This is a genomic window from Paractinoplanes toevensis, from assembly GCF_018332695.1.
Lineage (GTDB): Bacteria > Actinomycetota > Actinomycetes > Mycobacteriales > Micromonosporaceae > Actinoplanes > Actinoplanes toevensis.
This window is the reverse complement of record NZ_BOQN01000011.1, coordinates 208,105-230,425: the sequence shown is the minus strand read 5'-3', so window position 1 is coordinate 230,425 and position 22,321 is coordinate 208,105. Positions and strand designations below refer to the sequence as shown.

19 protein-coding genes and 2 pseudogenes are annotated in these 22,321 nt (G+C 70.3%); 5 read left to right on the top strand and 16 right to left on the bottom strand.

What is annotated here, in order from left to right; translation table 11 throughout:
• From Ato02nite_RS05265 to Ato02nite_RS05240, 6 genes and pseudogenes are all read right to left on the bottom strand, one after another.
• Positions 1-763, bottom strand: a 763-nt coding sequence (locus Ato02nite_RS05265) for an SGNH/GDSL hydrolase family protein (RefSeq protein WP_246606122.1), incomplete at its 3' end; no start/stop codon positions are given.
• A 78-nt stretch (positions 764-841) separates the two neighbouring features.
• On the bottom strand, positions 842-1,792 hold the full coding sequence (locus Ato02nite_RS05260) for a cation diffusion facilitator family transporter (RefSeq protein WP_213005211.1): 951 nt from the start codon (positions 1,790-1,792) through the stop codon (positions 842-844).
• Between the two features lie 33 nt (positions 1,793-1,825).
• Positions 1,826-2,317 carry a beta-class carbonic anhydrase gene (locus Ato02nite_RS05255; protein ID WP_213005210.1) on the bottom strand — a complete coding sequence of 164 codons (492 nt, stop codon included), beginning with the start codon at positions 2,315-2,317 and terminating at the stop codon, positions 1,826-1,828.
• A gap of 408 nt (positions 2,318-2,725) precedes the next feature.
• Positions 2,726-3,206, bottom strand: a pseudogene (locus tag Ato02nite_RS05250) (GNAT family N-acetyltransferase).
• 55 nt (positions 3,207-3,261) lie between these two features.
• Positions 3,262-4,470 (bottom strand): GAF domain-containing protein, encoded by a 1,209-nt coding sequence (locus Ato02nite_RS05245; protein WP_213005209.1) that lies wholly within the window; start codon positions 4,468-4,470, stop codon positions 3,262-3,264.
• 112 nt (positions 4,471-4,582) lie between these two features.
• Positions 4,583-5,992: an MDR family MFS transporter gene (locus Ato02nite_RS05240; RefSeq protein WP_213005208.1), complete on the bottom strand. Its 1,410-nt coding sequence runs from the start codon at positions 5,990-5,992 to the stop codon at positions 4,583-4,585.
• 70 nt (positions 5,993-6,062) lie between these two features.
• On the opposite strand from Ato02nite_RS05240, the gene Ato02nite_RS05235 reads away from it, so the two are divergent.
• From Ato02nite_RS05235 to Ato02nite_RS05225, 3 genes are all read left to right on the top strand, one after another.
• A complete protein-coding gene (locus tag Ato02nite_RS05235) occupies positions 6,063-6,674 on the top strand; it encodes a TetR/AcrR family transcriptional regulator (protein ID WP_213005207.1) in 612 nt (203 codons plus the stop codon).
• Positions 6,675-6,854: 180 nt separating this feature from the next.
• Positions 6,855-8,252, top strand: coding sequence for a diguanylate cyclase domain-containing protein (locus Ato02nite_RS05230; protein ID WP_213005206.1), 1,398 nt, complete (start codon positions 6,855-6,857; stop codon positions 8,250-8,252).
• A 36-nt stretch (positions 8,253-8,288) separates the two neighbouring features.
• Positions 8,289-10,715: a glycogen/starch/alpha-glucan phosphorylase gene (locus Ato02nite_RS05225; protein WP_213005205.1), complete on the top strand. Its 2,427-nt coding sequence runs from the start codon at positions 8,289-8,291 to the stop codon at positions 10,713-10,715.
• A 30-nt stretch (positions 10,716-10,745) separates the two neighbouring features.
• On the opposite strand, the gene Ato02nite_RS05220 is transcribed toward Ato02nite_RS05225, so the two are convergent.
• The 7 genes and pseudogenes from Ato02nite_RS05220 to Ato02nite_RS05190 all read right to left on the bottom strand — a co-directional run bounded on the left by Ato02nite_RS05220 (position 10,746) and on the right by Ato02nite_RS05190 (position 15,847).
• A complete protein-coding gene (locus Ato02nite_RS05220) occupies positions 10,746-11,093 on the bottom strand; it encodes a hypothetical protein (RefSeq protein WP_213005204.1) in 348 nt (115 codons plus the stop codon).
• On the bottom strand, positions 11,090-12,670 hold the full coding sequence (locus tag Ato02nite_RS05215; RefSeq protein ID WP_213005203.1) for an NACHT domain-containing protein: 1,581 nt from the start codon (positions 12,668-12,670) through the stop codon (positions 11,090-11,092). Before Ato02nite_RS05215 ends, Ato02nite_RS05220 begins: the two co-directional genes overlap by 4 nt.
• Positions 12,671-13,076: 406 nt before the next feature.
• Positions 13,077-13,316 (bottom strand): annotated as a pseudogene (locus tag Ato02nite_RS53200) (NACHT N-terminal helical domain 7-containing protein); the annotation flags it as partial.
• Positions 13,223-13,663 (bottom strand): NACHT N-terminal helical domain 7-containing protein, encoded by a 441-nt coding sequence (locus Ato02nite_RS05205; RefSeq protein ID WP_213005201.1) that lies wholly within the window; start codon positions 13,661-13,663, stop codon positions 13,223-13,225. The pseudogene Ato02nite_RS53200 and the gene Ato02nite_RS05205, both read right to left, overlap by 94 nt.
• 10 nt (positions 13,664-13,673) lie before the next feature.
• Positions 13,674-14,921 (bottom strand): cellulose binding domain-containing protein, encoded by a 1,248-nt coding sequence (locus Ato02nite_RS05200; RefSeq protein WP_246606120.1) that lies wholly within the window; start codon positions 14,919-14,921, stop codon positions 13,674-13,676.
• Between the two features lie 116 nt (positions 14,922-15,037).
• A complete protein-coding gene (locus tag Ato02nite_RS05195) occupies positions 15,038-15,442 on the bottom strand; it encodes a cupin domain-containing protein (RefSeq protein WP_213005199.1) in 405 nt (134 codons plus the stop codon).
• Positions 15,443-15,463: 21 nt separating this feature from the next.
• Positions 15,464-15,847, bottom strand: a complete 384-nt coding sequence (locus Ato02nite_RS05190; RefSeq protein ID WP_213005198.1) for a TIGR03618 family F420-dependent PPOX class oxidoreductase — start codon at positions 15,845-15,847, stop codon at positions 15,464-15,466.
• 91 nt (positions 15,848-15,938) lie between these two features.
• On the opposite strand from Ato02nite_RS05190, the gene Ato02nite_RS05185 reads away from it, so the two are divergent.
• The gene (locus tag Ato02nite_RS05185) at positions 15,939-16,391 is read left to right on the top strand and encodes a winged helix-turn-helix transcriptional regulator (protein WP_213005197.1); all 453 of its coding nucleotides are present in this window, start codon (positions 15,939-15,941) and stop codon (positions 16,389-16,391) included.
• Positions 16,392-16,402: 11 nt separating this feature from the next.
• On the opposite strand, the gene Ato02nite_RS05180 is transcribed toward Ato02nite_RS05185, so the two are convergent.
• Both Ato02nite_RS05180 and Ato02nite_RS05175 read right to left on the bottom strand, forming a co-directional pair.
• Complete coding sequence (locus Ato02nite_RS05180; RefSeq protein WP_307853578.1) at positions 16,403-17,029, bottom strand: TetR/AcrR family transcriptional regulator; 627 nt, start codon at positions 17,027-17,029, stop codon at positions 16,403-16,405.
• A 22-nt stretch (positions 17,030-17,051) separates the two neighbouring features.
• Positions 17,052-18,641 carry an MFS transporter gene (locus Ato02nite_RS05175; protein ID WP_213005195.1) on the bottom strand — a complete coding sequence of 530 codons (1,590 nt, stop codon included), beginning with the start codon at positions 18,639-18,641 and terminating at the stop codon, positions 17,052-17,054.
• Positions 18,642-18,815: 174 nt separating this feature from the next.
• Here Ato02nite_RS05175 and Ato02nite_RS05170 point away from each other — a divergent pair, with 174 nt between their 5' ends.
• Entirely contained in the window at positions 18,816-21,038 is a 2,223-nt protein-coding gene (locus Ato02nite_RS05170) for a putative bifunctional diguanylate cyclase/phosphodiesterase (protein ID WP_246606118.1), read from the top strand.
• Here Ato02nite_RS05170 and Ato02nite_RS05165 read toward each other — a convergent pair.
• Positions 21,008-22,285: an acetyl-CoA C-acetyltransferase gene (locus tag Ato02nite_RS05165; RefSeq protein ID WP_213005194.1), complete on the bottom strand. Its 1,278-nt coding sequence runs from the start codon at positions 22,283-22,285 to the stop codon at positions 21,008-21,010. The genes Ato02nite_RS05170 and Ato02nite_RS05165 overlap by 31 nt on opposite strands.
• Positions 22,286-22,321: the final 36 nt, after the last annotated feature.

The window sequence follows — 22,321 nt, the reverse complement described above, 5'->3', positions numbered from 1 at the left end:
TCGTCGTGGGAGCCGTCGTCGGAGCCGTGGTCGGTGCGGTCGTTGGTGTTGTGCTGCCGGTCAGGGTTCGGGTCAGGGCGGGGTACCAGGCGTCGGACATCTTCTGGAAGCCGGTGTCGTTCGGGTGTACGCCGTCGACGTTGTCCGCTACCGCGTCGTAGCCGGTCCACAGGTCGGCTACCGTGATCGGCGACTGCGCTGTGCTCAGGCCGGCCGCCCAGGCCGGGATCGCGTTGTTCAGTGCCGCCACGTCGGCGGGGCAGGTGGCGCAGGCGGCCGCGCTCATCGGGATGATCTGCGCGACGACCACCTTCATGGCCGGGTTCTGGGCTCGCATCTGGCCGACCAGCTTGGTGAACGCGGTCAGCTTGTCGGCCAGCGGGATGTAGCCGCCCCACATGTCGTTGGTGCCCAGGTGCATGAGCACGACGTCCGGGTGGGCGGCGGCCAGCCACGGTGGCAGCTGGTCGTTGGCGGCGATGCCGGTGGCCGCGTAGCCGCCGTGTCCCTCGTGGTCGAAGTCGTAGGTGTAGCCGGGGTTGCAGCCGCCGCCGTCGGACTGGGTGCCGACGAAGTCGATGTCGGTGTAGCCGGATGTCTGCAGCCGGTGCCAGAGCTTGGCCCGCCAGCAACCCGGGCCGGCGGTGATCGAGTCGCCGAGCGCCATGATGCGGACGGGGGTGGCGGCCTGGGCGGGCGGCGCCACGGCCACGACGATGGCGGCGGCCGCGAGCAGGACGGAGAGCAGGAACCTTCGCGGCACGGTCGACACCTCATAGACGTAAGTCGATTGGGAGCGCTCCCAGAAGGATCGACTTCTTTGCCCGGCACGTCAAGAGTGTCACTGGGAGGCGGCGACCGCTCCCTGGTCCGCACCGGTCACGGTGATCGTGACCTGGGCGATCGCCGGGTCGTCCAGCAGCTCGGCGCGCAGGCGGTCGACCTGGCCGATCAGGGCGGCGGCCGGCTCGTCGCGGTGCCGCTGGTCGGGGGTGAGCCGGATGTTGACCAGCAGGCTGGACGGGCCGACGTAGACCGCGTGCACGGTGGCCGGCTCGCCGACCCAGTCCGCGGCGGCGACCCGCTGCCGGATCGGCTCGACCACGTCGTCCGGGGCGGACTCCTCCAGCAGCAGCGACTTGGAACGGCGGGCCAGCAGGAACGCGACCACGATCAGCAGGACGCCGATGAAGATGCTGCCGATCGCGTCCCAGGTCGCCCAGCCGGTCCACGCGTGCAGCAGCAGCGCGGCGAGCGCCACCGCCAGGCCGACCAGCGCCGCGGTGTCCTCCAGGAAGACGGTGGTGGCGCTGGGGTCCGAGGCTCGCGCCAGGTGCTCCCGCATGGACCGTTGCCGTTCGGCGGCGTCCTGCTTGAGCTGCTTGCGCGCGGTGTGCCAGGAGTACGCCTCGAAGACGGTCGCCACCAGCAGCACCGCGACGCCGACCCACAGCGACTCGACCGGCTCGGGCAGCAGCAGGCTGCGAATACCCTCCCCGATCGACAGGGTCCCGCCGACCAGGAAGATGCCGAGCGCGGCGAGGAACGCCCAGAAGTAGCGCTCCTGCCCGTACCCGAAAGGTCGTTCCGCGTCGGGACCGCGCGCCGATTTCCGCAGCCCGACGAAGAGCAGCACCTCGTTGCCGGTGTCGGCCACCGAGTGCGCGGCCTCGGCCCACATCGACGCCGATCCGGTCAGTAACGCCGCCACGACCTTCGCCACGGCGATCCCCGCGTTGGCGATCACCGCGACGAGAACCGTACGGAAGGAGGAGTTTTCGTCTTCAGCCACGCCCCGCCCGTACCCATGGATGGGGGTGGGCAATCAGTGGACCTCGCGGAGCTTGCCGGTCTCGACCTCGTAGACGAAGCCGCGGACCGAGGACTTCACCGGGATGAACGGGTCCTCGAGGATGCGGCGGACCGACTGGCGTACGTCGGCGTCCAGGTCGGTGAAGGCCTCGGCCGCCCACGGCGGGCGGATGCCGGTCTCCTGCTCGATGGCGTTCTTGAAGCCGTCGTCGGTGAAGGTCAGCATGCCGCAGTCGGTGTGGTGGATCAGAATGATCTCGGTGGTGCCCAGCAGGCGCTGACTGATGGCCAGGCTGCGCAGCTCGTCGGCGGTGACGACCCCGCCGGCGTTGCGGATGACGTGCGCGTCACCCTCGGAGAGACCCAGCAGGCCGTACGGGTTCAGGCGCGCGTCCATGCAGGCGAGCACCGCCACGTGCTTGGCCGGCGGCAGCGGCAGCGTGCCCTTGTCGAAGTCGGCGGCGTATCGGGCGGCGTTGGCCAGCAGTTCGTCGGTGACGGTCATGGTGGGACCTTCCGGTCGAGTCGGTGTCGGCCCCACCATAACCACATTTCCTATAGATCGACTAGGACTCGAAGGTGTCGTGGGTGACAGGTCGCGGCGATGCGGTCGGCCGGCGGGTGCATGGTCACCCCGCTGCCGTCGGTGACGGCGCTTGTCTGGTACGCGTACCCGAAACCGTCCGTGCCGCCCGCGTTCTCGAGCCCGATCGTGGCGCTCGTGCGTCCAGGTAGAGATCGTCCCAGAAGGGGTCGTCAGCGCGGTGTCGAGCCGCGCCGCAGCGCCCCTCGGCCGCGGTGGCCGGTGCCGCGCCGGCCACCGCGGTCATGACGGCGGCCGCACCCAGCGCGGCCACCAAGAGTTGCGCTATCACTCCGTTGGCGGGCATTGTGGACGGTCTTGCCAGGACGGTCAGAACTCCCGGTACATCAGGTGCAGCCCGACCCGGCCGAGGGCCGGATGCTCGAATGCCCGCGGGACGGTGCCGAGCACCCGGAAGCCGTTCGTACAGCTGGACCGCCGACCGGTTCGACTCGGCCACCGCGTTGAACTGCATTCCGGCGTACCCCTGCGTCTCGGCCCACGCGATCGCGTCGCGGCAGAGGGCGGCGCCGACACCGCGGCCGCGTTCGCCGGCCGCCACCATGAAGCTCGCGGTGGAGATGTGCGCGCCCGGGCCCCCGCGATTGGGGCCCATCTTCGCGGTGCCGAGCACCCGGTCGCCGTCCACCGCGACGACGGTCCGGCCCGGCGGCGCCTCGACCCAGACGGCACGCGCCTGGTCCTCGGTCATGCCCGGGTCGTAGACGAAGGTCTCCGCGGCCCGCACGACGTCGCGGACGATCGGCCACACCCGCACCCAATCGGCTTCCTGGAACTCACGCACTCGCATCGGCGCACGCTACCGGCCGGCCCGGCCGGCGACGACCCGGTTCCGCCCGGCGCGGTCAGCGGTTGAGGTAGGCGGCCAGGCCGCCGAGTTCCTCGCTGGCGATGAACACCGAGCGCAGGTTGATGATGGCTTCCTCGACATGGGCCGGGCAGCCCCACGCCGCGTCGCCCCACGAGTCGGCGAGCTTGATCTCGGCCGGCGCGGTGCACCCCGGCGAGCCGCCGAGCTGGCAGCGTTCGGGGTGCGGCCGGGCCGCCTGGGCGGCCGCGGCCGTACGCATCCGGTCGGCGAGTTCCGCGGCGGCCGTGGCGCGCTGCTCGGCGGCGGCCCGCAGCTCCTGCTCGGCGCGAACCGCCGTGGCCAGTTCGTCGAGGGCAGCCCTGGCGCGCGCCTCGGCGGCCAGCCGGGCCTGCTCGTCGTGATGGCGTTCGATGGCCAGGGCCGCCGTTCCGGCGAAGACGCGGGCCAGGGCGAGGTCGCTGTCCTCCGGGACGCGCGGGATCCGGTGGTACATGGCGAAGGTGCCGAGCAGAGCGCCGTCGCGGGCCAGGATCGGCGTGGACCAGCACGCGGCCACTCCGGCCTGCCCGGCCAACTCCCGGAAGTCGTCCCAGAACGGGTCGGTGGCGATGTCCGTGACGATGACCGGTTCCCGCCGGTGGGCGGCGGTGCCGCAGGAGCCGACCCCCTCGCCGGTGGCGATCCCGTCGATGGCCTCGTTGTAGAAGACGGGCAGGCTGGGCGCTGCGCCGTGCCGCAGGTGCCGGCCGTCCGGGTCGGCGAGCAGCACCGAGACGAGCACCTCCTGCGGTGCGAGCCGCTCGATGCAGCGGGCCATCCCGTCCAGCACGTCGGCCAGCGGGGCCTGCCGCGCGATCTGCTCCAGCAGGGCGCGGTGTTCGGCCATCAGCCGCTGGGCGTGCCTGATCTGAGTCGTCTCCACGCCGATCAGATGGATCCCGGTCACCGCACCGCCCGCATCCCGGCGCGGCTCGCCGGTGAAGTCGAAGACGGCTTCCCGGGTGCCGAGCCGGACCGGGATGTCCCGGCCGACGTGCGGCTCACCCGTGCGGAAGACCTGGTCCAGCAGATCCGCGAGGGCGCCGCCGGCCCGGGCCGGCTCCTCGCCGACGGTGGCGAGGAACGCCGCGTTCGCCGTCTCGACCCGGTGGGCCGACCCGGTGAGTGCCGCGAAGACGGCGGTGGACTGCCCCGACAACGCTCGTAGGTCCTCGTCCGCGCCCTGCCGTGAAACCGCAGTCATGTCGTGGTCCGCCTCTCGGTCCCGAGCTGGTGCCGGCGTGACCGGCGGCCACCTGGCCGCCCAGGATACTTGCTCATCAGCAAGGATGGCTTACCCCGGGCCGGCTCGCATGTCAGGCCTTCGCGAGCGCGGGTTCCGGTGCGACCGGGGTGGCGCCGGCGGCGGGCCGGCCGGGCAGCAGGAAGGACAGCAGCACCGCCACCGCGGTGAAGCCGACCGTCCACCAGAAGGCGATGTCGAACGCGACGGCCAGGGAGTTGCCGGTCGCCGCGGTGGCCAGGATGACGGCCAGCAGCGCGACCCCGACCGAGCCGCCGACCTGCTGGGCGATGCGGGTGACGATGCTGGCGTGCGGGACCTTCTCCCGCTCGAGGCCGATGAACGCGACCGTCATCAGCGGGATCATCACCATGCCCATCCCGAGTCCGCGGACGAAGAGCGCCACCAGCAGCGGCCAGGTCGCGGTGTCGGCGCCGGCCAGTGCGAACGGCACGGTGGCGACGCCGACCAGCACGAAGCCGATCAGCGCGACCCAGCGGGCGCTGACGTGGTCCATCAGTTTCGCGGCGGCGGTGCGGCTCAGCAGCGAGCCGACGCCCTGCGGGATCAGCAGCAGGCCGGCCGCGAGGGCGGTCTCGCCGCGCAGCTCCTGCCAGTAGAGCGGCAGCAGCAGCATCGCGCCGTACAGCGAGGCGCCGGAGAGGAACATCAGCGTGGTGGCCGCCCAGGTCGGGCGGGACCGCAGCACTTCGAGGTCGACCAGGGCGTCACCGCGGCGGCGCAGCGCCCACCCGATGAAACCGGCCAGCAGCAGCGCTCCCCCGATCAGCGGAAGCAGGACGTCGACCTGGGCGAAACCACCGCCGCCGCTCACGTTGGACAGCCCCCACAGCAGCGCCACCAGGGCCGGGGACAGCAGGACCAGGCCGACGACGTCTAGGCGGACCTTGCGGCCCGGAGCGTCGGCGGGAATCATCCGCCCCGCGAGGAACAGGCCGGCCAGGCAGAGCGGCACGTTCACCAGGAACAGCCAGCGCCAGTCGCCGGCGCCCAGGATCAGGCCGCCGATCACCGGGCCGAGGATCGGGCCGACCGCGGCCGGCAGGGCGACCGTGGACATCAGCCGGGCCCGGTCGGGGCCGGTGGCGGCCTGCATGATCATGGTCATCATCAGCGGCATCATGGCGCCGCCGCCCACGCCCTGGACGACACGGAACGCGATCAGGCTCGGAGCGTCCCAGGCGAACGAGCAGAGCACCGAGCCGAGCAGGAAGACCGCGAGCGCGGCCATCCACAGCTTCTTGGCGCCCAGGTGGCTCTGCAACCAGCCGACCACGGGAATCACCACGCCGAGTGCCAGCAGGTAGGCGGTGCTGACCCATTGGATGGTGCTGACGTCGGCGTTCAGGTCGGCGGCCAGCTCGTGCAGGGCGACACTGACGATCGTCGAGTCGAGGATCACCGCCACGCCGCCGACGAGCACCGCGATGGCGGTGCGCAGTGCGGTTCGTTCGATGGGCATCGGAGCCACCTTAAGGTACGCGACTGTATCTAACGTTTGCCACGGTACGTCGGCGCGGTAAGATACGCAAGTGAGTCTTAAGCAGCAACGCCGGCGGGGCACCGAGCTGGAAGAGGCGATCCTCGACGCCGCCTGGGAGGTGCTGACCGAACAGGCCTATTCCGGCTTCACCTACGAGGCCGTCGCCGCCCGGGCCGGCACCAGCCGGCCGGTGCTCTACCGGCGCTGGCCGCAGCGCGGCGACCTGCTGCTCGCCACGCTCCGGAAGTTCTGGATCGCGCAGCCGGTCCCGGTGCCGGACACCGGCAGCCTGCGCGACGACGCGATCGGCTACCTGCGCAACGCCGTCGCCGGCCGGTCGCGCATGATCACGCTGCTCAGCGTGCAGCTGACCGACTACTTCCGGGAGACCGGCACCAGCTTCAGCGACCTCCGCGAAACCCTGGGCGTGCCGGGCCGGAAGACCGGCGCCGCGATGATCGTCGAGCGCGCGGTCGAGCGCGGGGAGCTGCCGGCCGGGCGGCGCTCGGCCCGAGTGGTCAATCTGCCGTTCGATCTGCTGCGGCACGACATGCTGATGACCCTGCGCCCGGTGCCGGACGAGGCGATCGTCGAGATCGTGGACGAGGTGTGGCTGCCCCTGCTCACCGGACGAGCAGCAGGAACGACCCCCTCGCGGTGACTCCCGAATTGCACGGCCCCGCGGGCCGCCGGTGGCCGGGAACGGCCCGGACCGGCCGCCCGGCTGGCCGGGTGCCACGTGACTTCGCATGCCCGTACCCTCATCTTCTGGGGTTTGGGATTTCGGTCACCCGCCGCCGATCCTCTTGGATCGCTCCGGGCGGGACCGATCAAAGACCCCGTGACGAGGACCCGAGGCAGTAGACGGCTGCCACCCTTCCTCGCGCGGGCGTTCGAGCCGCTCATCGCCATCGTCGTGATCGCGCTGCTGCACCCGCGCGGCTGGGCCGGCCCCTCATCGCTGTGGGTCACCCTCGCGCCGCTGTTGCTGATCATCATCTGCACCGAGCCGAAGGTCCTGGCCTGGCAGAAACGTGGCCCCTGGCGATCCACGACGGCGATCGTCAACGTGGTCCTGTGCGGTTGGATCATCTATGCGCTCGGCTGGGGTCCGGTGCTGCCCCTCGTCTTCGCCCTGGTCGTCACCTACCAGATCCGCAACCTGGGCGCCTTCGTGTGGCGGCCGGTCCTGGCCTGGTCGATCGGCGTCATCCTGGCCGGGCAGGCCGGCATCGCGCTCGGCTGGATCGAGTGCTACCTGACGCCCACCATGGCGCAGGCGGCCGGATTCCTCGGGCTCGTGCTCACCGGCATGTTCATCCGGGCGATCGGCCAGAGCGCCGAGGAACGCGAGGCGGCCGAGGTGCGGCTGCGCGACCGGGAGGAACGCTTCCGGATCCTCGTGCAGGACTCCGCCGACGTGCTCTGCGTGCTCGGGCCGGGCGGCAGCCCGACCTACGTCAGCCCGGCCGTGGAGAAACTCACCGGCTACCCGGTCGACCACTACGACCACGGCGACTATCCCCTGCACGTGCACCCCGACGACATCCCCACCGTGGTCGACGCGCTGGAACGGGTGCACCACACGCCGGAGGGCATCACCTACCACGTCCGGATCAGGCACCGGGACGGCGGCTGGCGGTGGACCGAGATCTTCATCCGGGACTTCCGCGACAAGCCGGCCGTCGGCGGCATCGTCGCCACGGTGCGCGACGTCACCGAACGTCGCAAGGCCCAGCAGCGACTCGCCTACGACGCCCGGCACGACCAGCTCACCGGGCTGATCAACCGGTCCGCGTTCCTCGCCGAGCTGGAGAGCATGGAACGCCCTCCGGCCGTGCTCTTCATCGACCTGGACGGCTTCAAACCGATCAACGACACCCACGGCCACCGGTACGGCGATGCCGTCCTGGTCGCCGTCGCCCGGGTGCTCGAACGCGCCGGCTTCGCCGGCCGGCTCGGCGGTGACGAGTTCGCCGTCGCGCTGCCCTCGGCCGACCAGGCCGCCGCGGTCGACGTCGCCGAGGATCTGCTGGCCGCGATCGCCGAACCGATCACAGTGGATGGCCGGGAGTTGCACATCCGAGCAAGTATCGGCATCGCGGTTCCTAAAACGTGCACCAGCGTGACCGATCTACTTCACCAGGCAGACCTGGCGATGTACGCGGCGAAGCGCCGAGGCACGCACGACGCCGAGCTCTACAGCGATGACATCGCATTACAACCGGCACACAACTGACAGCTGCCGGACACCTGACTGCGAAAGGGTGCGGACATGGACGTACGCAACGGGATGGGCCTGCGCCCGCTCGGCACCTCGGCTGCCGAGTTCGAGCAGGACCTGCTGAGCAACCTGTACTACCGGCGCGGGACCACCGTGGAGTCGGCGAGCACGCAGGACGCGTACGAGACTCTGGCCCTGACCGTCCGCGACCGCCTGGCCGAGCGCCGGGTCCGCACCGCCGCCGCGCACTACGCCGCCAACCCCCGCTGGGTCTACTACCTGTCCGCCGAATACCTCCTCGGCAAGCAGCTCGAGCAGAACATGCTCTACTCCGGCACCGACCGGATCGCCCGGATCGCCCTCCAGCAGCTCGGCATGGACCCCGACGAGGTCGAGAGCCTGGACGTCGAGCCCGGCCTCGGCAACGGCGGCCTCGGCCGGCTGGCGGCCTGCCTGCTCGACGCGATGGCCACCCTGGACATTCCGGCGGTCGGCTACGGCATCCGCTACGACCTGGGCATCTTCAAGCAGACGTTCTCCGACGGCGCTCAGGTCGAGAAGCCGGACGACTGGTCCTACCAGGGCAACCCGTGGGAGTTCCCGGCCCCCGACGACCAGCAGACCGTCTTCTTCTACGGCCACACCGAGCGCGACGAAGCCGGCAAGACCACCTGGATCCCCGGTGAGGTCGTCCTCGGCGAGCCCAGCCACATGCTGGTGCCCGGGCACGGCACCGACACGGTCAACATCGTGCGCCTGTGGCGCGCCCGCGGCAGCGAGTCGTCGTTCGACCTGTCCCGCTTCTCGGCCGGCCAGTACGCCGAGGCGGTCGACGAGGCTGTGCACGCCGAGAACATCAGCAAGGTGCTCTACCCCGACGACAGCACCGACTCCGGCCGCGAACTGCGCCTCAAGCAGCAGTACTTCCTGGTCTCCTGCTCACTGCGGGACATCATCCGCCGCTTCCGGCTGCGCAATTCGGACTGGGCCGACTTCCCCAAGAAGACGGTCATCCAGCTCAACGACACGCACCCCACGCTCGCCATCCCCGAGCTGATGCGCCTGCTCGTCGACGAGGAGGGCCTCAACTGGGACCTGGCCTGGGCGCTGGTGCGGCAGACCTTCGCCTACACCTGCCACACCCTGCTGCCCGAGGCCCTGGAGACCTGGCCGGTCCCGATGTTCGAGCGGCTGCTCCCCCGCCACCTGGAGATCATCTACACGATCAACGAGCACTTCCTGGCTGAGGTGCGCGAGGCTTTCCCCGGCGACGCCGATCGCGTACGCCGGATGTCGCTCATCCAGGAAGAGCCGGAGCGACGCGTACGGATGGCCAACCTGGCCGTGGTCGGCACGCAGGCCGTCAACGGCGTGGCCGAACTCCACTCCGAGTTGCTGGCCTCGACCACGTTGCGTGATTTCGCCGAACTCTGGCCCGACAAGTTCCACAACGTCACCAACGGCATCTCGCCGCGCCGCTTCATCAGGATCGCGAACCCCACCCTGTCCTCGCTGATCACCGAGGGCCTCGGCGGCGACGAGTGGATCGACGACCTGGACCGGCTGGCCGGCCTCGAGGCCCTGGCCGACGACGCGTCGTTCCAGGCCCGGTGGCGCGCGGTCAAGCAGGCCAACAAGGTCCGCCTCGGCCTCGGCGACCCCGACTCGCTCACCGACGTGATGATCAAGCGCTTCCACGAGTACAAGCGCCAGCAGCTCAAGCTGCTGCACATCATCACCATGTACCACCGCATCAAGGCCAACCCCGGCCAGGCGTACGTGCCCCGCACGGTCCTGTTCGCCGGCAAGGCGGCCCCCGCCTACCACGCGGCGAAACACATCATCCGCCTGATCAACGCGGTAGCCGCCGTGATCGACGCCGACCCGGCCGTCTCGCCGTACCTGAAGGTGGTCTTCCCGGCCAACTACAACGTCACCCTCGGTTCGCTGATCATCCCGGCCGCCGACCTGAGCGAGCAGATCTCGATGGCCGGTAAGGAGGCCTCCGGCACCGGCAACATGAAGCTGGCCCTGAACGGCGCCCTGACGATCGGCACCCTGGACGGCGCCAACATCGAGATCCGCGACCGGGTGGGCGGCGACAACTTCTTCCTGTTCGGCCTGGACACGCCGGCCGCGGTGGCCCTGAAGGAGAACGGCTACCGGCCGCGCGACCACTACGACCGCGACGCCGAGCTGCGGCACGCCCTGGACTCGATCCTGGACGGCAAGTTCCTGGGCATCGGCCGCGAGGTCGGCGAGTCCCTGCTGAACTCCGACGAGTACCTGACGCTGGCCGACTACCGCGCCTACGTGGACGCCCAGGACGAGGTGGACGTGGCGTGGCAGGACACCGAGACGTGGACCCGCAAGTCGATCCTGAACACGGCCCGAAGCGGCTTCTTCTCGGCCGACCGCACGGTCCGCGACTACGCCGCGGAGATCTGGCACGTCAACCCGGTGAAGGTCGCGCGCTGATCCCCGAGAGCCCGGGCGTGGCTCGGGCCCTCAGCGATCGTCTCCGACCAGAATCCGAATGCGGTCGACGAGATCGGGGCGCCTGGATCGGTGTGTGAGCAGAATTCGCTCGGCGTCCACGCCGCTTATCGCCGGCGAGGGAAGACCCAGCTCGGCGAGCCTGATGGCGGCCTCCGCCTCGAGCTCGGTCCAGCTACCGACACTGTCGTCGAGGCTGTGACTGATGTATTCGGCGAGGCCCCTGCTGGCCTCCGGGTGGTGGCCCGGGTCGAGATGGGCGAGCGCACAGCGGACCGTCGCGAGCTGACTGGTGCCGGCCCAGAGGTTGCCGAGGATCTCCTCGACCAGGGGCGCTTCGATCTCGATGTCGTGCGTCATCTGCCGGAGTAACTGATCGATGATGTGCGGATAGCGGTCGCAGCCTTCAGGGACGCACGGTAGAGCTTCTCCCGCGCGGACACTGGCAACGAGTCGGCTGTCACGATCTGCATGAACCTGCTGAGCGGGCTGGCGAAACCAGCCTCCGGAGAATCATGGACGACGTTCCCGGCGGTCTCCAGCCCCGCCCGGACGAGCGGCTCCAGCGCGTGCTGCTGAAGATCGGCCGCGAGGTCACAGGTGAAGCGGGCTTCCCGGCGAAGCATCCCCAATCGATCGCCGAAAGCAGAGAAACGATTCGTCCCGCCGCTGTCGCCTCGATGCAGCCATTCCATGTCGACCAGCGGGAAGTTCGCGCCCGCGGGGCTGTCGAGCGACAGCGCGACGTCGACGCATGACCCGCGGCGAACCCGATCGACCGTCACCTGGTCCAGCAGGCCGGCCCACCCGGAACCGGCATCCTGGGAACGCCAGAACAGGCACATGCCGCGCCAGGCTCCCAAGTCCTGATTCTCGTCGTCCGCTCGGCCGCCGAAGAGCCGCACCACTGTGGTATGACCCGCGCACAGTGCGAGAAGCAGCAGGTTGGAGGTGTAGGCGGCCAGCCGGGACAGGACCGGTAGCCGCTTGGGTGCGTACTCCTCGAAGGCTCGCGGCGGGCGGGGCAGCGTCGCCGACCGGAAGAGGCGAGCGACCAGATCCGCCCAGTCGGCGCGGTCATCCTCCGAACCGGCCTTCACGATGCCACGGAGGAAGTCGACGGCCTGGCGCCGGCCACTGAGCGGCGCGAACGAGAGCAGCGTGTAGAGCAGGTCGTCGTCCACGGCCGCGCCGGACGGGAAGGTCGAGGCGCGTTCGCGGGCGATGAGGCTGCCGACGACGCCGTGGATCAGGCGGGCGACCAGGAACTCGCCGAACGTGGCGTGCAGGAACTCGTAGGTCTCCAGGGACACGCCGTCGCGCGAGGCCCGCGCCCGGTGCACGAAGAAGAACGATCCCAGCGCCAGCTCGGCCGGCCGCAGCGGCGCCCGGAGGTCGGACGGGGACGCCTCCGGCGCGACGGCACCGGTCAGGCCGGGCAGGGCGTGCAGATCCGCTTCGAGCTGGGTCTCGGTGACCCACTGGGCGTCGCGGTTGAACATGGCGAACGCTACGACGCTGAGTTTGCGCAGCTCGGCCTCGACCCGCTTGTCCCGCTCCCGCGGCGGCAGGCCGTCGGCGAGCTTGGTCACCTCCCGCCGGGCGAAGCGGGCCAGCAACTGCTCGTAGAGCTCGTCGGTGCGCAGGAACCCGGCCTTCAGCAGGGCGTTGCCCTCGGCGTCGTAGAGCGCGAGCATCAACAACAGCAGCGGCTGAGTGGCGAGGTGTTCGTACCGCATGACCGTCTCGAAGCTGAGCGGCTCGTCCGGGCCCGCGACGAAGCGGTCGGCGTTGACCGAGTTCCAGACATCGAGCCAGGCAGCAACCCGGTGCCGGTCGAAGGGTTCGAGACGGACGGCGACCGAACCAGCCGGCGTGCTGGCGCGGTCGGCGACGCTCGTCCGGCTGGTGACGACCGACGCGTTGCCGGTGGTCATCCTGGATGGCCGCCGCGGAGGTGAGATGCCCGGCGAGGAAGGCCATCAGGTCTTCCCGGACCGGCTTCTCCTCCCACCAGTCCTCGCTGCTCAGCTGGTCGTGGTCGGCGACGACCACGGACCGGAAGAGCTGCGGCAGGAAGGCCTCGCCGAGCAGCGGCACCCGCAGCCCGGCGGGCACCTCGCCGGACTCGGCGATCGGCCGGCGCAGCGCGGCGCCGTAGCGCAGAGCGAGCTCGCGACGGCGCTCGTCGGGCCGGCTCCCCGCGGCGATCGCGTCGAGAGTGTCGCGCAGTTCGTCGAGGCCGGTCGTGACGTCGCGGAGCCGGGCGTGCACGGCGGTCTGCTCCCGCATGCCGGCCCAGAAGGCGACCTCCGGGAAGTCGGCGGCGAGCTTGCCGAGCAGGCTGTCGAACCGGGCCTGGGCCGCCTCCGGCACGCTGCCGATCAGCTGCGAGACCCGCACCTGCGCCGGCCGGTCGATGCGCTCCCAGACCATGAGCCCGACCGTGAAGTTGTACACCTGGATCGAGAGGGCACCGTAGTAGTCCTTCAGGCGGGCGCGGAACTCCTCATGCGACTCGGCCGGGCCGGGTACCGGCGCACTCCAGCCGGCCACGGCACCGTCATCGAGACTGCCCAGGGCCCTCTGTTCGTCGGCGGTGAGTTCCAGGTCGCGGTAGGGGAACGGCCAGTCGGCCTCGGACGCGCCTCGAAGAACGCGGTCAGGGCCAGCGCCGCGTGCGCCGCCTGCAGGCGCTCGGTGCGCTCGTACCGGGACAGCTTCGAACGTTTCTCGGCGAGGCTCGTCACCAGGCGCTCGGTCACCTTGGCCAGCTCGGCCTTGGCGTCGAACCAGCCCAGCACGTCGCGGAACGGGCCCAGCAACGCGAGCAGGCCGGCACCCGTGAGGGTGTCGACCAGCTTCGCTATCTGGGCGGCGTCGCCGCCGAGGAGCTTTACCGCGTCTTCGTAACTGACCTCTCGTCCCACCGGGGCAGTATTACGAAGCGGTGCACGCCACCGAAACCGCCGAAGGTGTTCCGCTTCCGGTGTAGCCGAACGTGGTCGACGCCCCGGCACCGAGGGCGCCGTTCCAGCTCACGTTCTTCGCGGTCACCGCGGTGCCCGACGTCGTGTAGGTGGCGCTCCACATCTGACCGATCGTCTCGCCGCCGGTGAAGGTCCAGGTGGCGGTCCAGCCGGTGATGGCCGTGCTGCCGGCCTTGACGGTGACGTTCGCCTGGAAGCCGCCCGACCACTGACTGGCCACCGTGGACGTCGCGGTGCAACCGGCCGTCGCGGGCGGCGTGGTGGTCGGTGCGGTGGTCGGCGGGGTCGTGTCCCGGATGGTGGAGGGCGGCGTGCTCGACGGGGTGGAATCGGTGGTGTAGGTGGTGGCCGTGTAGGCCTGGGAGCACTGGGTGCCGCAGGAGGACGGCAGGCCGAAGGTGTACGTGCGGCCGTTGTTGATCAGCTGGTTGTTCACGTCGCGCACCCGGATCTGGAAGGGTGCGGTGCCACCGAGAATGTACGACTGGCCCATGTCGCCGTTCATCTTCGCGGTCTGCCAGGTGCCGCCCGAGTAGTACTCCACGCCGTGGATGCCGTTGGCCAGGTGGGAGACGGCGATGGCCGGCCAGTAGACCTGGGCGCCCTGCAGGAAACCTATTCTGATGTCGCCGCTGTAGTCCGGCGCGGCGACGTACTCCCAGCTGACGTGCCGGTTGTTCCAGTGGTCGGCGAGGCCGGCGGCGAACTTGTTCAGCGACGGCTTCGACAGGTCCAGGTGGTTGGGGTCGTCGCGGCACCAGGCGTTGGTGTCGCCGCAGCTGTCGGCCACGATCATGGTCAGCGTGGCGCCGTTGTAGGCGTCCGCCACCCACGAGCCGTTGCGGCAGAACGCCTGGTTCTGCGCGCCGTCGTTGACGCCGGTGCAGTAGTCGCTGATCGACACCCGCACGAAGCGGCCGCAGTTCAGGCCGTTGTTCCAGGCGCCGACCTTCGCGGCGTCGGTGACCGGCCGGGGATAGAAGTTGTAGTCGCCGGGGGTGTTGTAGACGTTCAGGGCTACGAAGTCCTGGCTGTCCAACTCGGCCTGGGGAATGCCGCATCCGCCGTAGGGCGAACCGAGCGCGTCGAAGTAGGTGGCGTTGCCGACGACCGGGTCGGCGTGGGCGGACGGCAGGGCATAGATCAGAAAGAGGGCGGCGACTGCGGCGACCAGCCAGGTTCGGGCGCGGGAGGCCATGACGGTTCTCCTTCTCCAGGGCCGCCCCGGGCGCGGGTGGATGACGCCCGGCGGCGCGGCGATGGGAGCGCTCCCATCGCTGGTCATCGATGATAAACCGGCCAGGCGCAAGAAACCTAGAAGCTGGGCTCCCAGGGGCCGTCCACGACGGTCGCTTCGGAGTCGGAGGCGATCGGCCACGGCGGCATCGTCGCGGCGACCACCTCGAGGGCCTCCAGGGCGGCCGCGCGGAACTGGAACTCGGTGCCGAGTGGAATGGTCAGGCACAGGCCGGGACGCAGGTCGACCGTCTCGGCGATGTCGCCCCGGCGGCGCCACATCGTTCCGGCGCCGCCCACGACGTACCAGATCTCCTGGACCGTGGCGTGCACGACGGCCTTGGCCACCGCGCCGGCCTCCAGCCGGAAATGAGCGAAGCTCCCGGCGCCCGGAAGGGCGCAGAGCGGGCGCACCGACGAGCCGTCCGGCGCGGTCACGATGGGCGCGCCGGCGAGCGCGACGGTCTCGAAGGGCTCGTTCACGATCACTCCTGGGACGTTGGCCTAACCCACGCCCACAGTCTGCCGGTCGGGTTCCACGACGGCGACCACCCGCTGTTCGCCACGCGGGTACGGCTGACCGGTGTACTTGGTCGCGATCCGGTCGGCGACCTCCCACGCGGCGTCGCCCTCGAGCCACTCGACGACCCGGCCGCGCAGCACGATCGGCTCGAACGGGTTGTCGGCGGCCACCAGCGACAGTGCCACTCGCGGGTCACGCCGCAGGTTGCGGGCCTTGCGCGAGCCCGGGCCGGTGAGGAAGACGACGCGGTCGCCGTGGGTGCCGATCCAGAGCGGCACGGTGTGCGGCGAGCCGTCCGGGAGGACGGTGGCGATGTGGGCCAGGGCCGTGCTGTCGAGCACGCGGCGGACGTCGGGGCGGATCATCGGGACACCTCGCTCATCTCGTTTGGGGTTCCTTCAAGGAACCCTAACCGCATGGGTCTCCTGAGGGAACCCCAATCGGTAGACTGGCGGCATGCAACGCACGAACTTCGGTGAGATGGCGTGCTCGATCGCGCGCACGCTCGACGTCCTCGGGGAGCCCTGGTCACCGCTGATCCTGCGGGACGTCTGGGTGGGATTCAACCGCTTCGACCAGATCCAGTCAGACCTCGGCATCTCCCGCAAGGTGCTCACCGAGCGCCTCCATCACCTGGTCGAGCAGGGAGTGCTGGAGCGCCGGCCGTACGACCGGCGCCCGCGCTACGAGTACGCGCTGACCGAGAAGGGCACCGAGCTGGTCGAGATGCTGATGGTGATGGTCGCCTGGGGCGACAAGTGGCTGGCCGGCGCGGCCGGGCCGCCGGTGCTCTACCGTCACCACGCCTGCGGCGAGATCAGCCGGGTCGACCTGCGCTGCGCCCACTGCGGCGAGCCGATGCACCCGGGCGACATCGATCTGCTGCCCGGCCCGGGGGCCGCCGCCTGACGGCGTGAACGTCAGGCGGAAGCGCCGCGCAGGAACGCGTCGATCAGGGCCTCGGCGAAGCCCTCCTCCGGGATGCCGGGGTTCCAGTTGAGCATGTGCTGCATCATGCCGGGCCCCTGGATCATCAGCAGGCTGAGCTCGACGTCGAGGTCGGGGCGCAACTCGCCGTTCTCGATGCCGCGGCGCAGCACACCGCGCATCACGTCGCGGCGGGGCTCGATGACCGCCTGGTACATGTGGTGCAGCTGCTCGTCCTTGAGGAACTCGGGCAGCAGGCACACCGTCGCCTTGCCGTACCGCCTGGCCTTGCCCGATCGGTTGGCCTTGACCAGCATGATCAGGTCGTCCCGGACGGACTCGCCGGCCGGCACCGGCAGCGTGCCCTTCATCGCCGCGACCGCGTCGATGATCAGGGCTTCCTTGTTGGGCCACCGGCGATAGATGGTGGCCTTGCCGACGCCGGCCTTGGCCGCGACCGCCTCGATGGAGATGGCCGCGACGCTCTGCCCGGTGCTGAGCATCTCGAGCACGGCATCCAGGATGGCCTCGTCGGCCTGCGCATTGCGGGGCCGGCCAGGAGCCTTGCGCTCCTGGCCGGCCCCGGCGGCAGCGCCGGTCTCGTTAACTGCCGTGTTCATGGTGTTCATTGTTACTGATGCGTTACGCCTCGACCAGTTCCACGCCCTGCTCCTCGGCCAGACCTTCGGCGGAGGAGGGAGCGGGAGCGGTCGCGGGGCGCTTACCGGGGAGCCACAGCACGGCGACCACCGCGCCGAGCAGGGCGAAGATGACGCTACCGACGGCCGCGTAGTGCATGGCCGAGAGGAACGCGTCGTTGGCCCCGTTGATCAGCGCCGGAGCCGCGGCACCGGCCTGTTCGGCCACGCCGTACGCCCCGGAGATGGACTCCTTGGCGGCGTCCGCCGCCGCGGCCGGCAGGCCGTCGGTGGCCGAGCCGAGGTCGTCACGGTAGACCGAGGAGAGGATCGCGCCGAGTACGGCCACGCCGAGGGCGCCGCCGAGCTGACGGATCGTGTTGCTGACCGCCGAGCCGACGCCGGCCTTCTCGCGGGGCAGAGCCGCCATGATCGATTCGGTGGCGGACGGCATCACGTTGGCCATGCCGACGCCCATCACGAAGAACGCCGCGCCGACGATCCAGATCGGTGTGGTGGCGCCGATGAACAGCCAGGCCGCCAGGCCGAGCGCGACCAGGAGCAGGCCGACGGTGCTGACCATCTTCGGGCCGAACCGCTTGACCATCGCGGCACTGCGCGGGGCGAAGACCATCTGGGCGACCGCGAACGGGACGAACAGCGCGCCGGACGCGAGCGGGCCGTAACCGCGGACCAGCTGCAGGTAGAACGCGCCGAAGAACATCGCGCCCATGGCACCGAAGAACACCAGGCCGATGACGCCGGTCGAGGCGGAGAACTGCTTGTTGGCGAAGAGCTTCACGTCCAGCGACGGGAGGGCGACGCGCCGCTCCCAGAGGACGAAGCCGGTGAGCACCACGACCGAGCCGACCAGCGTGGTCCAGGCCAGGGTGTCGCCGAAGCCGTCCTCGCCGCCCTTGATCACGCCGTAGGTGAGCAGGGACAGGCCGATGATCGACAGGATGACGCCGAGGAAGTCGATGCGGCCGGGCTTCGGGTCACGCGACTCCGGCACCAGGATCGCGACCAGCGCGACACCGGCGACCACGATCGGCACGTTGATCAGGAAGACCGAGCCCCACCAGAAGTGCTCGAGCAGCAGGCCGCCGACGATCGGGCCGATGGCCACGCCGAGGCCGACCGCGCCGGCCCAGACGCCGATGGCGCGACCGCGCTCCCGCGGGTCGAAGACGTTGGCGATGATCGATAGGGTGGCCGGCATGACTGCCGCGGCGCCGAGGCCCATCAGGGCACGGGCGGCGATCAGCTGGGAGGCGCTGTCCGCGTACGCGGAGATCAGCGACGCGATCCCGAAGAGTACGAGGCCGGTCATCAGGGTGACCCGGCGACCGAGCCGGTCGGCCAGGATGCCCGCGGTGAAGAGCAGGCCGGCGAAGACCAGGGTGTACGAGTTGATCGCCCACTCGAGCTGGCTCTGGGTGGCGCCCAGTCCGTGCTCGGGGTCGGCGATGGTGCGGAGTGCGACGTTGAGCACCGTGTTGTCGAGGACGACCACCAGGAGGCTGATGACCAGCACTCCGAGAATCGCCCAGCGCCGGGGGTGCCCGGTCTGGGTGGTGGCGGGAGTGTCCATGTACTTCCCCGTTCATTTTCGAAACGAGACTGTTCCGTATCCGTGGAAGACCATAGACCCTTGCGGCAATGAAACGGAACGTCTCCGTATCGGAATGTGGGTCTCGTCACGCCGCAACCCGTCCGCTACCCGGCAGGTCCTGCTCCGGACCCCGGACGGACCGATCTTTCAAACGTGCTGAAGCGATGGCAGAGCTGGATCCCCACCGGGGGCGGGCTCCGGGACGAGTACTGGGCGCGCCGTCACCGGCTGCTGACCGTGCTGCTCGCCGCGTGTGTCGTCGGCCTGACGATCTTCGGCACGTTCCAGCAGGCGCTCACCGCCAGCTGGGTGACCGTGCTGCTGGTGCTGCCCTGCGTGGTGCTGGCGGCCAGGCTGCGGTCCCGCCGCCCGGCGTCGATCGCGGTGGCCCTCGGCTTCGTGATCGCCTGCGCCGGCTTCGTCACCATGTCCGACGGCCTGACCGAGGCGCATTTCTCGTTCTTCGTGGTCGTGGCCGCGCTCGCGCTGTACCGGGACTGGGCGCCGTTCGGCGTCTTCCTGATCGCCACCACCCTGCACCACGCGGTGTTCGGCACCCTCTGGCACAGCCACACCTACGACCACAACGGTGATCCGCTGCTGTGGGCGGCGCTGCACGGCGTGGCCGTTCTGCTCGCCGCCTTCTTCCAGGCCATCGCCTGGGCGCTGACCGAGGACGAGGAGCGGCGCGCCCAGGAGAACCTGGACGACCGCGAGGCCCAGCTGTCGGTCGCGTTCGACGAGACGCCGGTGCCGATGGTGATGCTCTCGCCGGACGGCGTGCTGCTGCGCACCAACTCGGCGTACCGGCACTGGCTGCACCTGCCGGACGACCTGCCGGCCGGTTTCCACATCGACGACCTGCCGGTGACGCTGGTCGATCACACCCTGAGCGGACTGTTCGACAACCTGGCCTCGTCCGGCTCGGTGGTCGCCACCCGGCTGTACCGCCACAACGACACCGGCGAGCTGATCTGGGCCGAGATCCACAGCACCTCGCTGTACGACCGGGAGGGCCGGCTGCGGCTGATGTTCCTGAACTGCCTGGACGTCACCGAGTCCCGCCGGCAGCAGGACGAGCTGCATCGCCAGGTGCGGCACGACTCGCTCACCGGGCTGCTGTCCCGCTCGGCGTTCGAGGACGACCTGGAAGCGTTGCTCGACGCCGACACCGAGGGTGTGGCCGTGCTCTACGTCGACGTGGACCGCTTCAAGTCGATCAACGACGGTTCCGGTCACTCGGCCGGTGACAGCGTGCTCAAGGCCATCTCGGCCCGGCTGCTGACGATCGTGCCGGAGGGCTCACTGATCGCCCGCTTCGGCGGCGACGAGTTCGTGGTCGCCGTCCCCGGCGGGTCCGGGGCGGGCGCGTTCGTCGGCGAGGCCGCGCTGGCCGCGTTCAGCGAACCGCTGGCGGTCGACGACAGCCTGCTCACCGTCTCGCTCAGCATCGGCCTGGCCCTGGCCGCCGGCGCCGACCAGGGTGAGGACGCCGTGCTGGCCGCCGACACCGCGATGTACGCGGCCAAGCGCTCCGGCGGCAACCGGATGAAGATCTTCAGCGAACAGATGCGGGTGTCCGTGCACGAGCGGATCGCCGCCGAGAAGCTGCTGCGCGAGGCGCTCGCCGGGGATCGGCCGACGACCCTGCCGGTCTGGTTCCAGCCGATCGTGCGGGCCGGCAGCGGCGAGATCGTCGGCGCCGAGGCCCTGGTCCGGATGCGGGCCGCGGACGGCTCGATCATCGGGCCCGGCCACTTCGTGCCGACCGCGGAGGAGACCGGCATGATCGTGCAGCTCGGCGAGCACGTGCTGATCATGGCGCTGCGGCACCTGATGGAGTGGCGCGACGACATCGACTACATCTCGGTCAACGTCAGCCCGCGTCAGCTGGCCGAGCCGGACTTCGTGCCGCTGCTCGCCGACCTGCTCGCCGCCAACCCCGAGCTCGACCCGAAGCGGCTGGTCCTGGAGATCACCGAGACCGCCCTGCTGGGCTCCTCGGTCGACGTCCGGGAACGGCTGGAGACCATCAAGCGACTGGGCGTACGCATCGCGCTGGACGACTTCGGCACCGGCTACAGCTCGCTGACCTGGCTGCAGAACGTCCCGGCCGACGTGGTCAAGCTGGACCGCTCGTTCGTGGCCGGCCTGTCCTCGGACGCCCGCAAGTCGTCGATCATCCAGGCCGTGCTGTGGCTGGCCACGTCGCTCGGCATGTCGGCGGTGGCCGAGGGTGTCGAGGAGGAGGCCGACCACCACGCGCTGCACGCGGCCGGCTGCGAGCTGATCCAGGGCTACCTGTTCGGCAAGCCGATGCCGCCGGCCGAGTTCGCGGAGCGGATTCAGCGCTCCAGGATGGCCACCACGCCCTGACCGCCGGCGGCGCAGATGGAGATCAGGCCCCGGCCCGATCCCTTCTGCGCGAGCAGCTTGGCCAGGGTCGCCACGATCCGGCCGCCGGTGGCCGCGAACGGGTGCCCGGCCGCCAGGGACGAGCCGTTGACGTTGAGCTTGGCCCGGTCGATCGAGCCGAGCGGCGCGTCCAGGCCGAGTTTCTCCTTGCAGAACGACGGCGACTCCCAGGCGGCCAGGGTGGCCAGCACCTGCGAGGCGAACGCCTCGTGGATCTCGTAGAAGTCGAAGTCCTGCAGGGTGAGCCCGTTGCGGGCGAGCAGTCGGGGCACCGCGTAGGCCGGGGCCATCAGCAGGCCCTCCTCGCCGTGCACGAAGTCGACCGCGGCGTCCTCGCCGTCGACGAAATAGGCCTGCACCGGCACGTGGTGCTGCTCGGCCCACTCCTCGCTGGACAGCAGCACGGTCGAGGCGCCGTCGGTCAGCGGCGAGGAGTTGCCGGCCGTCATGGTGGCGTCCTCCTTGCCGAACACCGGCTTGAGCTTCGCCAGCTTCTCCAGGGTGGTGTCGGCCCGCAGGTTCTGGTCGCGGGTCAGTCCCAGGTAGGGCGTCAGAAGATCATCGAAGAACCCGCTGTCGTACGCCGCGGCCAGGCGCTGGTGCGACGCGAGGGCGAGCTCGTCCTGGGCCTCGCGGCTGATCTGCCAGCGCAGGGCGGTGATCGCCGCGTGGTCGCCCATGGACAGTCCGGTGCGCGGCTCGGAGTTGCGCGGGACGGCCGGCATGAACGCCTGCTGCGGCCGGATCTTCGCGGCCGCCTTGAGCCGGTCGCCCAGCGTACGGGCCCGGTTGAGGGCCAGCAGCGCGCGGCGCATGTCCTCGTTGAGCTGCAGCGGCGCGTCGGAGGTGGTGTCCACGCCGCCGGCCACGCCCGCGTCGATCTGGCCCAGCGCGATCTTGTTGGCCACCAGGATGGCCGCCTCCAGGCCGGTGCCGCAGGCCTGCTGGATGTCGTAGGCCGGGGTGCGCGGGTCGAGTCGGGAACCGAGCACCGTCTCGCGGGTCAGGTTGAAGTCCCGCGAGTGCTTGAGGACCGCGCCGGCCACCACCTCGCCGAGCCGCTCCCCGGCCAGGCCGAACCGGGCGACCAGGCCGTCCAGCGCGGCGGTCAGCATGTCCTGGTTCGAGGCCTCGGCGTACTTCGAGTTGGAGCGGGCGAACGGGATGCGGTTTCCCCCCAGCACGGCGACGCGACGCACGTTCTGCACTGCATTCCTCCAACGTCTGGCCATCTAGCTACTGGT